We start from the raw sequence: 16586 nt of genomic DNA on the forward strand, positions 1-16586 counted from the left end.
ATATAGAAAAAGTCAGAAATACATAGATATAATTATACTATTTGCAATATATATTGCAGAAAATAAAAAAACATTTTTAAAAATGAAATATTTATTGCAAAATTTTGCGGAAACTGTTATGATGATGATATAGAGAAATTGTTTTAACTATTATAAGGAGGGAATAACCTTGAGCCAAAACAAAGTTAAACTAAAAGTAGAAAAAGAGTTATGTAAAGGATGTGGGATTTGTGTTGAATTCTGTCCTAAAAATGTATTAACTATGGAAAACGGAAAAGTAAAAATTGCTGATATAGAGAATTGTATAAAATGTGGTCAATGTGAATTACGATGTCCAGACTACGCTATTTTCTTAGGAGGTAATGACGATGAAAAATAAAAAAGTAAGATTAATGCAAGGAAATGAAGCTTGTGTTGAAGGAGCTTTGGCAGCTGGAATGAGGTTTTATGGTGGGTATCCAATAACTCCTTCTACAGAAATTGCGGAAATTTCTGCTGAAAAGTTACCATGTGTTGGAGGAAAATTTATACAAATGGAAGACGAAATAGGTGGTATAGCTGCAGCTATCGGAGCATCCTTGGCAGGACTTAAGTCTATGACTGCAACTAGTGGACCTGGTTTTTCACTTAAACAAGAAAATTTGGGATATGCTACAGTATCAGAAATACCCCTTGTTATTGTGAATGTTCAAAGAGGAGGACCAAGTACTGGATTACCTACAGCTCCTGCTCAAGCAGATATTATGCAGGCTAAATGGGGTACTCATGGAGATCATCCAATAATAGCCCTTAGTCCTTCATCAGTGAGAGAAACCTTTGATGTAACTATAAGAGCTTTTAACCTAGCTGAAAAATATCGAACACCTGTAATTATTTTAACAGATGAAGTTGTAGGACATATGAGGGAGAGAATTGAGATTCCTGACCCAAGTGAAATTGAAGTGATAGATAGAGTTAAGCCCGATGATAATGACGATAATTATTTACCTTATAAGGTTAGTGGAGATAAATTAGTGCCTCCTATGGCAGCCTTTGGAGATGGTCATAGATATCATGTTACTGGACTTATACATGATGAAACTGGTTTTCCTAGCACTGGTCCTAAAAATGCTGAAAAGCTTTTAAACAGATTAATGAATAAAGTTAATAAAAATTTAGATGATATTGTTCAGTATGAAGAATTTATGCTTGAAGATGCCGAAATAGCAATTCTTTCTTACGGTAGTATAGCAAGATCTGCTAAAAGTGCTGTTAAAAAATTAAGAGAAGAAGGAATTAAAGCGGGTCTATTTAGACCGATTACGATTTGGCCTTTCCCTGAAGAACAAGTTAAAAAATTAGGAGAAAAAGTTAAATCAATTATAGTGGCAGAAATGAATCTTGGTCAAATAGTTTTAGAGGTAGAGAGAACAGTAAAAGGAAATTGTGAAATAAACCATATAGGCAAAGCAAATGGAGAAGTAATTACTCCAGAGGAAATTGTAAGCAAAGCTAAGGAGGTTTTATAAGTGACTAGCAAATTAATTAAAGATTATTTTAGAGAAGATAAATTACCTCATATTTGGTGTCCCGGTTGCGGTCATGGAATTTTAATGAGATCTGTTGCAAAAGCCATCGATAATTTAGGATTAGATAAAGACAATGTATGCATAGTATCTGGTATTGGATGTTCTTCAAGGGCGACAGGATATATGGATTTCAATACTCTACATACCACTCATGGTAGAGCATTGGCCTTTGCAACAGGCATTAAGCTTGCAAGACCTGAACTACATGTAATAGTAGTAACTGGAGATGGAGACGCTGCAGCTATTGGTGGTAACCATTTGATCCATGCTTCTAGAAGAAATATAGATATAACAACTGTTGTATTTAATAATAATATTTATGGAATGACTGGAGGACAATATTCACCTACAACACCAACTAATGAATATGGTACTACTGCTCCCTATGGAAATATTGATAAACCATTTGATATTCCAAAACTTGCTGAAGCTGCTGGAGCAACCTATACAGCTAGAGGAACTGCATATCATGCAAATCAATTAATTAAACTTATAGAAAATGGAATAAAAAATAGAGGATTCTCATTAATTGAAGGTATTAGTGTATGTCCTACTTATTATGGTAGAAAAAATAAAAAAGGTTCTGCAGTTGATATGATGAACTGGTTAAAGAATAATGCCATAGATGTAAAAGTAGCATCTAAATTGCCAGAAGAGAAGGTAAAGGGTAAGTTCTTAATTGGAGAATTTAAAAATGTTACAGAGCCTGAGTATACTGATGAATATATGAAGATAATAGAAAGAAATCAAAAGGAGAGATAGGAATGGTTAAGCGAACTGAAATTAGATTGACTGGTTCAGGGGGACAAGGACTTATATTGGCTGGTATTATTTTGGCTGAAACTGCAATCATGGAAGGTAATAATGCTGTTCAATCTCAATCCTATGGACCTGAAGCAAGAGGCGGAGCTAGTAAAGCAGAAGTAATTATAAGCAATGACGATATATATTTTCCTAAAGTAGATAAAGCAGATTTTATGCTTTCACTTACACAAGTGGCCCTTGATAAATATGCCCATACATTAAAGGAAGATGGCGTATTAGTAGTTGATTCATCTCTTAAAGTACCTTCAGATTTAAAAATAGGAAAAGTAATTTCTATACCTATATTAGATACAGCTAAAGAAGTGATAGGAAAAAGCATGGTTGCCAATATTGTTGCATTAGGTGCTATTCAAGAGCTTTCAGGTATGGTGTCAAAAGAACATCTTGAAGAAGCAGTATTGAGTAGAGTACCAAGGGGAACTGAAGAGTTAAATAAAAAGGCTTTACAGGAAGGCTATAATTTAGTAAAATAGGCTTATATAATCTAAAAGAGGAGCCGCTGGCTTATGAATGAAGCGAAAAGAGATTTACTTAATCGAATAAAAGAAAGATATAATAAATTAAGTAAGGGGCAAAGGCTTATTGCTGACTTTATAGTTAATAATTATGATAAAGTTGCTTTTATGACTGCATCTAAATTAGGTGAAAAGGTTGGTGTTAGCGAATCTACTGTTGTAAGATTTGCCAATGCATTAAACTATAAAGGATATCCTAATTTGCAAAAAGAACTCCAAGAATTGATTAAAACTAAGCTAACTACTGTTCAAAGACTTGAGCTATCTAGTAATTATAATGACGAAGAATTTATTATGAAGGCCATGCAGGCTGATGTGGATAATATTATTAAAACTATTGATGAATTGGACACAGAAGCTTTTAAAAACACAGTAGATGCGATTTTGAAAGCTGAAAATGTATATTTATTAGGTTTTCGTAGTTCAATAGCAATTGTTGAGTATTTAGCCTTTTATTTGAATATGATTTTAGATAATGTCTATATTATTCCATCGGGCATAAACGATGTGTTTGATCAATTAATAAGAATAAATGAAAACGATGTTTTAATTGGAATATCCTATCCCAGATATTCTAAAAAAACAATTGAAGCTGCTGAGTTTGCAAAAAGCAAAAACGTTAAAATAATTGGAATTACAGACAGTCATCTTGCACCAATTTCAGATGTTGCCGATATTATTTTGACTACAAAGAGTACAATGACTTCTTTCGTAGATTCATTAGTTGCCCCGGTCAGTTTAATGAATGCTTTAATTATAGCTTTAGGAATGAAAGAAAAGGATAAAATAACAAAGAGATTAAAAGATCTAGAAGAAACTTGGGAAAAATATGATATATATTTAAATAAATAGTCATAATATTTAAAAGAACGGACCGTTAGCAAAGGTTTCTACATATTTATATGTAGCTGCTTTTGCTTTTTTTATTATTGTAAAACACTATTAACAACTTACCACTTAAAATTACTAATATCTATTGAGGCTATTGTAAGAGAATTTTAAGAATGAGTTTAAGTTGACTTGTAATCAAGTAACTAGCAATTTTAGTTAGTTACAAACTCCTTTTGTACTTGATAATTATTATTGTTAAATGTAAAATGATTATGTTGCTATTGTATAATCTGAGGAGGAAAAGTAATGAATATTAGCATTAAAAATATAAATCATATAATATTAGTTATATTTTTAAGTTTTATTATTTGTTTAGGACTATTAAATATAAGTTATGGTGAGGAAAAGTTTGAAATAGATGTAAAAGTTGGTTTTGATGGACATGTTAAAAGAAGTGAGCTTACGCCAGTGAGAATAGAAATAAAAAATAATTACAAGGATGTTGAAGGGAAAATTCAGTTTCTTGTACATGATGAATACAATAAAAAGAATTTTTATACTGCTTATAGTAGAAAAATTAATATTGCTAAAAATTCAACTAAAATTATAGATATGGAATCTGTATTTCATAGAAATGGCCTGCTGTATGTAAGAGTATTAGATAAAGACAATAATGTTGTTTTCAAGAAGATGGTTAAGTATTTAACAATTAATAGAGATGAAGGCATGTTTATGGGGATATTAGATGAAAATATTGATAGTTTAAGGTATTTATCCAAAGCCTACAATATTAATTATCCAAAGGGAAGTAGAGAAAGTTTTTTTCAAATTGCTGAGTTGGATGATACATTACCAGAAAATCATATAACTTTAAAAGCTTTTGAGACGATAGTTATTAATAACTACGATTCTCAGAAACTAAATATTAGGCAAAGAGAAGCATTAAAAAATTGGATAGAAGCAGGAGGCCTATTATTAGTAGGTACAGGTCCAAATTATCAAAAGACTTTAAAGGGACTGGATAATATAAATTTTATAGATGTTAAAGGAACTAAGGAAATAATGATAGAAAATATAAGCAGTGAAGAAGATATGAAGATAATTGACCCAGTACTAAAAGATGGGGAAGAAATTACTATAGATAATAATAAAGAACTTAAATTATATCATAAAAGAATAGGGAAGGGACATGTGGTAATTGCAGGGTTTGATTTGGGCCTTTCACCCTTTGTCAATTGGAAGGAAAAGGACAAGTTTATAAACCAGTTAATTAATAATTATTTAAATAGCAACATAAAGAATTATGATGAAAAATACCAAATGATGGGATCACATTGGTTCGAAAATATAGTATCCTATTTACCGCAAAATTTACTTCCTTCTGCTAGATCAATATTAACTATATTAATATTATTTATTTTATTAGTTGGTCCAATAAATTATTATATACTTAAAAGAATTGATAGAAGAGAGTTGTTATGGGTCACTATTCCCTTAATAGTAATTATATTTTCTAGTTCAATATATGTTTTAGGATTTAGATCTAAATTAAGGCAGCCAATAGTGAATAATGTTTCAATTATAGAGATTGATGATACAACTAATACTGCGGTGGTAAATACCAGATTGGGGATTATGGGGTTTAAGAACGGTACTTGGGACGTTACCTTTGATAAAAGCAGTAACTTTTTATTACAGGATAGAAACCAGTACGATATTTTAAGAAGATTTGCAGATGAAGAAGTAATAACAGAATACTTATTTGATGAAGATAGCCATGTTTTATTTAATAAAGCTAGTATTCTTGATGTGGAAAATCTTACAATTAGTAATGAAATAAAGCTAGATGGAAATATAATACCTGATATTGAAATTAAAGATAATAAGCTCTTGGGCAGTGTTAATAATTCTTTTGAATTTGACCTGGAGGATGTAATTATTTTTTATGGTGATCAATATAGAAAATTAGGTGATTTAAAAGCAGGAAAAAAATCAAAGGAATTTCAAATTGCTATAAGTAAAAATAAAACTACCAAGAACTGGTACTCAATTATTGACAGTATATATGGGAGTAGTTATCAAAATAATTCAACAAATTCTAAAAATGAAGGAGATGATATTCTAAATAATAATATTAAAAGAGATATATTAAGAGGCGTTTTTGATTCAGAGGAATTTGCAGTCAATAATAATAGATTTTTTATAATAGCTTGGAATAGAGGAGAAACAGGAAAAAATATACAAATAAATGGTAAAGAAGTTAAGAGAATCGATAGAAATCTGATAATATTGCCACTGGATATAGAATATAAAAAGGGAGATAGGGTACAAATACCCTATGGCATACTTTATCCGGAAATCCAAGAAAATAATGATATGCATATAGAGAGAAATGGGACAATGCTATATGGTGATGGTTATGTAGTACTTAGATTTAAGCCGGAAGATAATATTAGACTAAATTCAATGGAAATTGATTTTGATATGATGCATGAAAGCTCTAAATATGATGCTATCACATATATTTTCAACTATGAAAAAAATGAATGGGAAAAATGGAATAAAAACACGATTATAATAGATGATTCTAATATGAATAGGTATTATCAAAAAGAAAGAGGAGCTTTGGTTAAAATTGACCCCGAAAAAGGCACAAATCTATCTATACCAAGTTTTACAATAGAGGGGGTGCAGGAATAATGCTTAAAATAGAGAATTTAACTAAAAAATATGGAAAGTTTAAAGCTGTGGACAATATTTCACTAGAAATAAATGAGGGAGAAATTTTTGGATTTGTTGGACCAAATGGTGCAGGAAAAACTACTACTTTTAAAATGATATCAACGCTTCTTAAAGCAACTTCAGGAAATATTTATTTAGATGGAACCGAAATTAACCATAAAAACCTGAAAAAGGTAAGAAGTAACATTGGTTATATGCCAGATTTCTTTGGTGTATATGATAAACTAAAGGTGAATGAATATATGGATTTTTACAGTGATATTGCAGGTTTTAATAGAAGTGAAAAAGTAAGTATTATTAAAGACTTATTAGAGCTAGTGGACCTTACAAATAAAAAGAATGCCTATGTAGATTCATTGTCAAGGGGGATGAAGCAGAGGCTATGTCTTGCAAGATGTCTTATCCATAATCCTAAGCTTCTTATATTGGATGAGCCTGCATCGGGTATGGACCCAAGGGCACGAGTTCAGATGAAGGAAATACTTAGGGAGCTTAAGAAAATGGGTAAGACTATAATAATCAGTTCCCATATACTACCTGAGCTATCTGAGCTTTGTACAAATATAGGAATAATTGAGGGCGGAAAGATAGTAGTAAATGGATCTGTAGAGGAAATAATGCACAGAGCTAAAGGGGCAAGTGTAATAAGGATAGAAGTTTTAGGAGAAAAGGAAAAATGCATACGGTTTTTGAAGGAAGAACCTTTGATTAAGTCAGTTATAGAAGAGGAAAGGTATATAGAAATTGAATTTAGCGGAGAACTAAAAGAGGTATCCAATCTTGTAAAGAGAGTTTTAGATGCAAATATTCCTGTAATATCCTTTAAACCTATTGAAAATAATTTAGAGGATATATTTATGGAGGTTACTAGGGGGGATGGAGAATGATTAAAATCAATCCTGTATTAAAAAAGGAGTTAAAGGTAAGGACTAGATCATGGAAAATGCCTATAACCATATCGTTGTATCTATTCTTACTATGTGCATTTTTAGGGCTCTTGGCATCCCAGATGTTTTTTGGTTATAGCAACTATAGGGGAATACGGATAGAAGAACTTAAATTTATATATATTGCCATCACAATATTTCAATTGATGCTAATTGCCTTTATTATACCTGCAACTACAGCAAGCAGTATATGTGGTGAAAAGGAAAGAAGAACCTTTGATCTATTGTTATGTACTAGACTTTCAAGCTTTTCAATAGTTTCGGGTAAACTTTCTGCGGCATTATCCCTTATGATAATCTTGCTCATTGTATCAATTCCCATATTTAGTATTTTTTTTCTTTTTGGAGTTATTACGCCAGCAAATGTTTTAATACTATTTGCGTATTATCTAATAACTGCATTATTGTTTGGAAGTATAGGGATTTTTGGCTCGGCTTTCTTTAGAAAAACCACTACTTCCACTATATTCACCTATTTTTTAGTGTTAATGCTTGTGTTTGGAACTGGATTTTGTTTGATTGTATTTAGAATGTTTATAGATAGAGCTGGAATAAATAATACTAGTTCCATATTAAAAACAATTTATAATGGAATAGCTTATATAAATCCAATGATTGGTATAGGAGCCATACTGGAAGATCAATTTAGCGAAGGTACTATGAGACATTTCCTAATTGGAAAAAAAGTAAATATGAATTATCTTGAACCACTTTATTATAATATGGCCTTTAGTTTCATATCATCTTGTATTTTACTATTTATAACTTCATTAAAGATAAATCCAATGAAGAAATTTGGTAATAGAGGAGAAGACAAGAAAAATAGAAAGAGAAGAAAAAAGAAGGATGAAAAGATAGATGCTAGATAAAAAAATAATCACCCTTTTAAAACCTTTAATGTTTAAATATTATTTTAAAAAGTTAATTCATGTTATAACACTGTCTTTGATGCTATGGGGAGGAGCTTCGTTTGCTTTTATGATTTTTTCAAGATTTTTCCCCATAACTTTTATATGGAATAAAATAATTATAGTTTTAATTTTTTCTTTAATAGCAGGATTTATTTGGTCATTATATAAAAAGCCTTCCTATAAGGAAACAGCAATTTTACTGGATTCCTTTGGACTTAAAGAGAGGATAGTAACATCCTTGGATTTAAAGGGCAAAGAGAGCTTAGTTGCAAAAATTCAAAAGGAGGATACCTTAAAATTCCTTCAAAGAGAAGATTTGAAATCAAAAATTTCTTTAAGGCCTTCTTTGAAAGTATTACTATTTATATTAATATTTTTCATCTCTACTATAGGAGTAAGCTTTATACCAACAAAATCCTATACTGTTGCTAAAGAAAGGGAGAAAAATATAGAAAAACTAGAAGAAGAAAAAGCAAAGATAGAAAAGGTGAAGAAAAAAATAGAGAAAGATAAGGTGCTAAAACTAGAAGAAAAGAAGGAAATAGAAGAAAGCTTAAATAAAATAAAAAATCGTATTGAAGAATCAAAGGATTTAAAAAATATTCAAAAAGAAATTATAAAGACTAAAAATGAACTGGAGAAAATAGGTAAAGATATTAACGAAAGAGAAATGAATAAAATAGCTAAAAAACTTGAAAATAAGAATTTCACTAAAACATTAGCTGAAAAACTCAAAGAGAGAAATTCCCATGAAATAACTAAGGAAATTGAAGGCATGGCTAATAAAATAAAAAAAATGAATAAAGATGATCTGGAAAAACTAATAAATGAATTGAAGGAATTGCAAAAACTGTTAAAGAATAATCCCAAGCTTGTAGAGGCATTTAAAGAAATTAGAGATGCCATATCCCAGTCTATAGAGCAGGAAAGTCAAAACAGCAACATGATTAATCAGAGTCTTGAGAATTTAAACAAAGCAATAAATAATATGCTTAATAATTCCAATATTTCTACTCAATTAGCTGAAGCTTTAAATAGCATAGATGAATTAAATAATAGCTTAAATGAAATGACAGAAAATGAAGATATAACCATAAGCCAAGGTAGCTTAGGAAATGAAGGAAATAGCGAAAGTCCATCTTCATACCCGACTGGAGAGCATGGTGCTCAAGAAGGTGGCCAAAGTAATAGAAATAATGAAAATCAAGGCAATAGCCTTGGAAATAATGGTTCAGGAAATGGAAGTTCATCCGGTAGTGAAGGAAGAGAAGGAAGCCCTCAAAATAGTAGTGGTGGAAAACAGGAAAGTAGTGATGAAAAGGCCAAGGACTATGAGAAAATCTTTACACCAAAGAGGCTTAATGTAGATGGTGAAAGCAGTAAAATCCATGATGAAATAGATAAGTCAGGGCAAAAAGACATTATAGAGGTTAAAAAATTCGGAGAAGATATGGGAGAATCTATTCCATTTAGTGAAGTGTTTAGAAATTATAGAGATAGTGAATACAAAAGGTTGGAAGAAGAAGAAATTCCCCTGAATATGCAGGAAGTTGTTAAGGAGTATTTTATTAAGTTAGACGAGTAAATAACAAAGGGAAAAGAATAAAAAGATAGGGAAAGGATAGAGGTTATGGAATTTAATGAAAAGGATTTTAGAGAATTCAAGGATAAATTTAATAGTATTAAGAATGAAATACAAAAAGCTATTATAGGCCAGGAGGAGCTCATTGAAAAGGTGCTTATTGCAATGTTATGTGAGGGAAACGTGTTACTTGAAGGAGTACCGGGACTTGGGAAAACCCAGCTTGTGAAAACCATTGGAGAGGTTTTAAATCTTGAATTTTCAAGAATTCAATTTACTCCTGATCTTATGCCAGCAGATGTTTTAGGAACAAATATAATAGTCAATGACGAAAATGGAAGAAATAGATTTGAATTTCAAAGAGGACCTGTATTTACCAATATTCTTTTGGCAGATGAGATAAATAGAGCAACTCCTAAAACCCAAAGTGCCATGCTTCAATGTATGCAGGAGAAGATGGTTACCTCTGGAAATACAACCTATAATCTCGACAAACCTTTTTTTGTATTGGCCACTCAAAACCCTATAGAAATGGAAGGAACTTATGCTCTTCCAGAAGCTCAAATGGATAGATTTATATTTAAATTAAATGTAGAATTCCCTAATTTAAAGGAGCTGCAAGATATAGTAAACCTTACTACTAATAGTAATAATATAGACCTTGAAAAGATAACCGATAGAGAAGATATATTAAAAATGATAAATATATCAAAAGAGATCCCCATATCTGAACCAGTGTTGGAATATGCCATGAAGCTAGTTCTATTTACCCATCCCCAAGGTGAAGGAAGTCCAGAGATAACTAAGAAGTATGTTAGATTTGGTTCAAGCCCTAGAGGAGCACAGGCAATAGTAAGGTCTGCAAAGGTTAAGGCCCTTATAGAAGGAAGATTTAATGTATCCTTTGATGATATAAAATACGTGGCCTTTCCAGCATTAAGACATAGATTAATACTTAATTTTGAGGCTATGGGTGATAATGTAGACAGCGATTATGTAATAGATAAGATAATAGACAAAGTTGACTAAAGTCACTAAATAAGGGGTGATATATTGTTAGATAAAAGCTTCTTAAATAAACTAAATACCTTGAAATTGAATTATAGATTATCAATAAATAAAGGCTACAGCGGTGGAAGAAAGTCCAATGCCAAGGGATCTTCAAGTGAGTTTTCAGATTTTAGAGAGTATATCCACGGCGATGATTTTAGAAAGATTGACTGGAATGCCTATGGAAGATTTGAAAAGCTTTATGTAAAGGAATTTATGGAGGAAAGAGAAGTGCTCATAAATATATTCTTAGATAATTCAAAATCCATAGATTTTGGTATGCCTCAAAAGGCTGAATTCCTTAAAAATCTTGCACTTGCTTTTTCTTATATAGGTCTTAATAATCTGGATAGGATAAATTTATATTATGGTGAAGAGAGCAATCTTAAAGAATCTGGATATTTAAGGAGTAAAAATTCTCTTAATAAGGTTATAGAATTGTTAGATAGCTTGTGTTTTCAAAATAAAACCGATATATTTACCTTAATAGAAAAAAGATTCTATAAGCCTGGAATTTCTATAATAATTTCTGATTTGTTTACTGATGAGTTTCAAAATATCATAAAATATCTATCTTATATGAATCAAAAAATAATAGTCATTCATTTACTCGATAAAAAAGAGATAAAGCCTGATCTAATTGGGGATCTAAGACTTATAGATAGTGAGACATTGGAAGATAATGATATCTCCATAAATAGGGCGATTTTGAACTCCTATGAAAATACATTTAAAAATTTTTTGAAGGGTATTAAAGAAACTACTAAAAAATACGGAGCAATATATACTCTTATTACCAATGAATTTTCGATGGAGAAAATAATATTTGAAAGGCTCATGGGGGCTGGTATTTTGAGGTGATAATAATGAGTTTCTTTTCCCCAATAAATTTTCTGTTTTTACTTGGTATAATCCCGATAATAATTATGTATCTTTTGAAAAAGAAGCATCAGGATGTGGAAGTGTCTAGTATATATCTTTGGGAAAAGGCTGTTAGGGATGTAGAGGCTAATGCTCCCTGGCAGAGGCTGAGGAAAAACATATTATTAATATTACAGCTTCTAATTTTTATAATGCTTGTTTTTTTTCTGACTAAGCCATACATCATTTCCGATACATTTAAGACAGACAATTTGATTATCGTTATAGATAAATCCTTGAGCATGTCAACTCTAGAGGATAATGTCAGTAGGCTTGATAAATCAAAAAAAGATGTGGAAAATATATTAAAAAACTTAAAACCCAAATCCTCGGTAACGTTAATTACAATGGATGATAGTCCTGAGGTCATTATTAGTAAATCAAAGTATAAATCAGTTTTACTTGATAAATTAAAAAAAATACAGCAAAGCAATTCCACAGATAATGTTGAAGAAACCTTGTCTTTATTAAAGGCAATGACCAATGAGATGGAGAACTATAAAGTTATTTTTTATACCGATAAAAGCATAGAGACTGATATAGATAATTTAATAATTAAAAAAATAGGGAATCCCCATAATAATCTAGCTATAGAAAATCTATCATGTAAAAAGGATAATAATTCTGTAGAGGCACTAATTGATGTTAAAAATTATGGAAATAGGGATCAAACAACTGACTTAATAATCTATAAGGGAAATGAAATATATGATGTTAAAGAGATTTTTATTAAGGCAGGGGAAAGTAAAAAGATTTATGCGGAGGGAATTCCAAAAACAGATATAATTAAAGCAGAGATAGATATAGACGACCCATTAAAGGCTGATAATGAAAGATACTGTGTAATAGAGGATGGCAGTGCAAGAAAGGTCCTTATGATTACTAGGGGAAATATATTTCTTGAAAAGGCAATAGCTTTAAATGAGAATATTGAACTTTACAAAACCAACGAGGTTTTACCAGATATTGAAGGATATGATCTTTATGTTTATGATGAAATGCTCCCGGCTAGCTTGCCAACCGATGGCAGCATTTTCATATTGAATCCTGCTAATTTTGATGGAGTTGTTAAGGTTAATGAAATAGTTAAGGAAGGTAAGCTTACGGTATCAGAGGAAGATGAATTATTAAAATATGTTGATTTTGATATATCCATGAGTAGGGTAAAGCTCCTTTCTCCTCCTGACTGGGGTAGACCCTTTATATACTCTAATGATGAAGCAATAGGATTTAAGGGAATCAAAAAGAATCAAAAGTTTGTAGTACTAGGTTTTGATATTCATGACACGGATTTGCCCTTAAAGTACAGTTTCCCTATTTTCATTCAAAATGTACTTGATTATACTTTAGATTTAAATTTACAAAGAAATACCAAGGTGTTTTCAGGACAGGGAATAGAAATAAATATATCTCCTAAGACAAGGGAGGCATATGTTACAGGCCCTAATAAAGATAAAATAAAGATAGCACCTCCTTTTCCCGTATCAACCTTTACAGATACCAATGATACAGGGGTTTATACAGTAGAACAAAATATCGATGATATTAAATTATTCAGTTACTTTGCTTCCAATGTAAATACAATAAAGGAATCGAATATAAGTTATGATGCTGAAACTCTAAATCAAGTTGATATAAAGGATAAAGTAGAGGAAAATGCTATGGTCAGTGTAAAGAATGTTTTTCTAATTATAGCATTAATAATTTTAGCAGCAGAATGGGTGGTGTATAGTCGTGGGTACTAGCTTTGAAAATCCCCATATTTTATTACTGATTCCACTTTTTATTTTATTTGCCACTTACTTTAGCAAATTTAGATTTAGAGCTGGAAATAATGGAAGAAGAAAAACAATCCTTGGGATACGAATAATTGTATTTATATTAATGATTCTTGCACTGAGTGGTATTAATATAAAAACCCATGTAGATACTACTACAACCATATTTGCAGTTGACTTATCTAAAAGCAATGAAGAAAATCAGGAGGACTTAAGGAAGTTTATATCTGAATCATTAAAATATGCTGGTAAGGATGACCGAGTCGGGGTAATTGCATTTGGAGAAAAGAGCGAAGTTGAGATTCCAATAGTTGACAAGCTTCAAAGCATTAATTTTCAAACAAAGATAAAAAGAGAATTTACAAATATTGAAAAGGCATTGAAACTGTCAAGGTCATTAATACCAGAAAATTCAAAGAAGAGGATAGTTCTATTAACCGATGGTAGAGAAAATGTAGGGGACAGTATAAATGAAGGGAATATGTTAAATATAAATGATATAGACCTTAAGATATTTAAAACTGAAGGTTTTACAGGAAATGAAGTACAGCTTAAGGAAATTGTTATACCAAAGACAGTATATGAAAATCAATCCTTTGATGTAATATTGGATATATATAGTAATGTAATCACAAATTCTAAAATAACTCTTTTTTCTGAAAATAATATAGTAGGAGAAAAAGAGGTGAGTCTGGAAAAGGGAAATAATAAGTTTGTTTTTAAAGATAAGGCCTTAAACAGCGGCTTTAGATCCTATAGAGCAGTAATAGCTCCAGAAAATGATACATTCACTCAAAATAATACCTATTCTACCTTTTCAAATGTAAAGGGTAAGCCTAATGTGCTGTTAATTGATGGGGAGAGTAAAGGCGGCAGGGAAATAAATAAGATTTTAGAGGCTGCTGCTATTGGTGTTGATTATGTTGACTCCAAAGAAATACCTAATCAGCTATCAAATCTTTTGAAATATAAGAGTATAATAATGAGTGATGTATCCCTTCATAATATAGATAAGAAGTTTATAGAAGCTTTGCAAATCTATGTGAGGGATTATGGAGGAGGCTTAGTTGTAACTGGTGGTGAGAACAGTTATGCCCTAGGGGGTTATTATAAGACAAAGCTTGAAGAAATACTTCCTGTAAATATGGAGATGAAGATAAAGGGAGAGGTACCTAGTCTTGGACTAATGCTTGTGATAGATAAATCGGGAAGTATGGAGGGGGGAGAACTCCAAACAAGCAAAATAGAGATGGCCAAGGAAGCAGCCATAAAAGCTGTTAACTCTTTAAAGCCTAAGGATCAGATAGGTGTAATCACCTTTGATGATACACCTCAGTGGGTTGTTAAGCCTTCACCAGACCAAAAGGAAGATAAAGTTAAAGGAGATATTCAAACCATTAGGGCTGGAGGTGGAACAAGTATCATACCTGCACTGAATGAAGCCTATAGTACTCTAAAAGAAATTGATACGAAGCAAAAGCATATTATACTATTAACAGATGGTCAGGCAGAAAGAGTTGGATATGATGAAGTAGTAAATAAAATGAAGGAAGCAGGAATAACTATTTCAACAGTAGCTGTAGGTGAAGGCTCCGATGTATCTCTTTTAGAAAGAATAGCAAAGGGAGGTAAAGGTAGATATTATTATGTTGATGAATATAGTAGTATACCGGAAATATTTACTAAAGAGACCTTTTTAGCGTCTAAGACATATATAAATAATAGAACATTTATTCCTAAAATAGCATCATCTAATCAGATAGTAATTCCAATGATGGATAGACCTATTCCCTTAAGTGGATATATTAGTACTTCCTCAAAGGATAGGGCAGACATAATATTATATAGTGATAAAGATGAACCTATACTTGCTCTGTGGCAATATGGGCTAGGGAGGAGTATTGCCTGGACATCGGATTCCAATGGGAAATGGACTTCAGATTATTTGGAAGCTGAAGAAGGAATTGATTTTTTTACAAGAATGATTCAGTCAACTTTTTATGAAGGTGGTAGTGAAGAATTATTTGTAGAAACAAAAAGGCAGGGAAATGCTATTCAAATTAGTGTTACCAATTTAAATGATGATGAAAGATTGTATGATATGGAAGCAACAATAATAACACCAGAGCTTGAAAAATTTGGTATTGATTTAAATATAACTGATATTGATAAATATATTGGAGAGTTTGAAGCTTCAGAAAAAGGAACATATATTATTAATATAAATGCCACTCATGATGAAGAAGTAATAAAATCTACCCAAGAAGCCTTTACCATAAATTATTCCAAGGAATATGATATAACTTCATCATCTGGTAAACTAAATAATCTTATAAAAAAATCTAAAGGGACAATTATTATCGACCCCAATGAGGTCTTTACAAAAACCGAAAAAAATGTCCTTGGGTATACAGATATATCAGAGATTTTGATTATTATTTCCCTAGCATTATTTATCATAGATATAGCCCTTAGAAGACTTAATATTAGATTCAAAAAATTTAAAACAATAGGAGAAAATATACAACGAGATGTAGATAAGAAAGCTAAAGGGAATACAAAATCTACCATAAAGAGGAAAAAGATATCTTATAAAAGCAATGGATTTAAAAATAGAAACATAGAAAAAACAAGTGTAGGAGCTAATGAAAGGTCTAAAGACAAAAATAATGAAAAGCCAAATATAAATAATAGGAACACAATAAATACAGATAGACTATTAAAGGCAAAAAACAAGAGAAAAAAATAGGAGTTCTAGAGAACTCTTATTTTTTATGTACTAATATTTCTGAAATTTGGATAAAATATTAAATATAATAATCTAAAATAAAGATACCAACTTTAAGATCAAAGTTTAATTTATACCTGTACAAAACTCCAATGTAAATTTTATTGTTGGTTATCTATCAGGAGTTA

13 protein-coding genes are annotated in these 16586 nt (G+C 30.9%); all 13 read left to right on the top strand.

What is annotated here, in order from left to right:
- Positions 1-169 precede the first annotated feature (169 nt).
- Positions 170-379 carry a 4Fe-4S dicluster domain-containing protein gene (locus B5X81_RS12800; RefSeq protein WP_079492194.1) on the top strand — a complete coding sequence of 70 codons (210 nt, stop codon included), beginning with the start codon at positions 170-172 and terminating at the stop codon, positions 377-379.
- Entirely contained in the window at positions 369-1508 is a 1140-nt protein-coding gene (locus B5X81_RS12805) for a 2-oxoacid:acceptor oxidoreductase subunit alpha (RefSeq protein ID WP_079492195.1), read from the top strand. Before B5X81_RS12800 ends, B5X81_RS12805 begins: the two co-directional genes overlap by 11 nt.
- The gene (locus B5X81_RS12810; protein ID WP_079492196.1) at positions 1509-2330 is read left to right on the top strand and encodes a 2-oxoacid:ferredoxin oxidoreductase subunit beta; all 822 of its coding nucleotides are present in this window, start codon (positions 1509-1511) and stop codon (positions 2328-2330) included.
- A 2-nt stretch (positions 2331-2332) separates the two neighbouring features.
- Positions 2333-2866, top strand: coding sequence for a 2-oxoacid:acceptor oxidoreductase family protein (locus B5X81_RS12815; protein WP_079492198.1), 534 nt, complete (start codon positions 2333-2335; stop codon positions 2864-2866).
- Positions 2867-2899: 33 nt separating this feature from the next.
- Positions 2900-3760: a MurR/RpiR family transcriptional regulator gene (locus B5X81_RS12820; RefSeq protein ID WP_079492199.1), complete on the top strand. Its 861-nt coding sequence runs from the start codon at positions 2900-2902 to the stop codon at positions 3758-3760.
- Positions 3761-4045: 285 nt separating this feature from the next.
- Positions 4046-6439, top strand: a complete 2394-nt coding sequence (locus B5X81_RS12825) for a hypothetical protein (RefSeq protein WP_079492201.1) — start codon at positions 4046-4048, stop codon at positions 6437-6439.
- Positions 6439-7368, top strand: a complete 930-nt coding sequence (locus B5X81_RS12830; RefSeq protein ID WP_079492202.1) for an ABC transporter ATP-binding protein — start codon at positions 6439-6441, stop codon at positions 7366-7368. The genes B5X81_RS12825 and B5X81_RS12830 overlap by 1 nt, the downstream gene beginning before the upstream one ends.
- Positions 7365-8297: an ABC transporter permease gene (locus tag B5X81_RS12835; RefSeq protein ID WP_079492203.1), complete on the top strand. Its 933-nt coding sequence runs from the start codon at positions 7365-7367 to the stop codon at positions 8295-8297. Before B5X81_RS12830 ends, B5X81_RS12835 begins: the two co-directional genes overlap by 4 nt.
- Positions 8287-9924, top strand: coding sequence for a hypothetical protein (locus B5X81_RS12840; RefSeq protein WP_079492204.1), 1638 nt, complete (start codon positions 8287-8289; stop codon positions 9922-9924). Before B5X81_RS12835 ends, B5X81_RS12840 begins: the two co-directional genes overlap by 11 nt.
- Before the next feature lie 45 nt (positions 9925-9969).
- Entirely contained in the window at positions 9970-10950 is a 981-nt protein-coding gene (locus B5X81_RS12845; protein WP_079492205.1) for an AAA family ATPase, read from the top strand.
- 24 nt (positions 10951-10974) lie between these two features.
- On the top strand, positions 10975-11832 hold the full coding sequence (locus tag B5X81_RS12850; protein WP_170917406.1) for a DUF58 domain-containing protein: 858 nt from the start codon (positions 10975-10977) through the stop codon (positions 11830-11832).
- A 5-nt stretch (positions 11833-11837) separates the two neighbouring features.
- Positions 11838-13637 (top strand): vWA domain-containing protein, encoded by a 1800-nt coding sequence (locus B5X81_RS12855; RefSeq protein WP_079492208.1) that lies wholly within the window; start codon positions 11838-11840, stop codon positions 13635-13637.
- Positions 13627-16419 carry a VWA domain-containing protein gene (locus B5X81_RS12860; protein ID WP_079492209.1) on the top strand — a complete coding sequence of 931 codons (2793 nt, stop codon included), beginning with the start codon at positions 13627-13629 and terminating at the stop codon, positions 16417-16419. The genes B5X81_RS12855 and B5X81_RS12860 overlap by 11 nt, the downstream gene beginning before the upstream one ends.
- Positions 16420-16586: the final 167 nt, after the last annotated feature.

The sequence above is a fragment of the Maledivibacter halophilus genome (assembly GCF_900167445.1).
GTDB classification, from domain to species: domain Bacteria; phylum Bacillota; class Clostridia; order Peptostreptococcales; family Caminicellaceae; genus Maledivibacter; species Maledivibacter halophilus.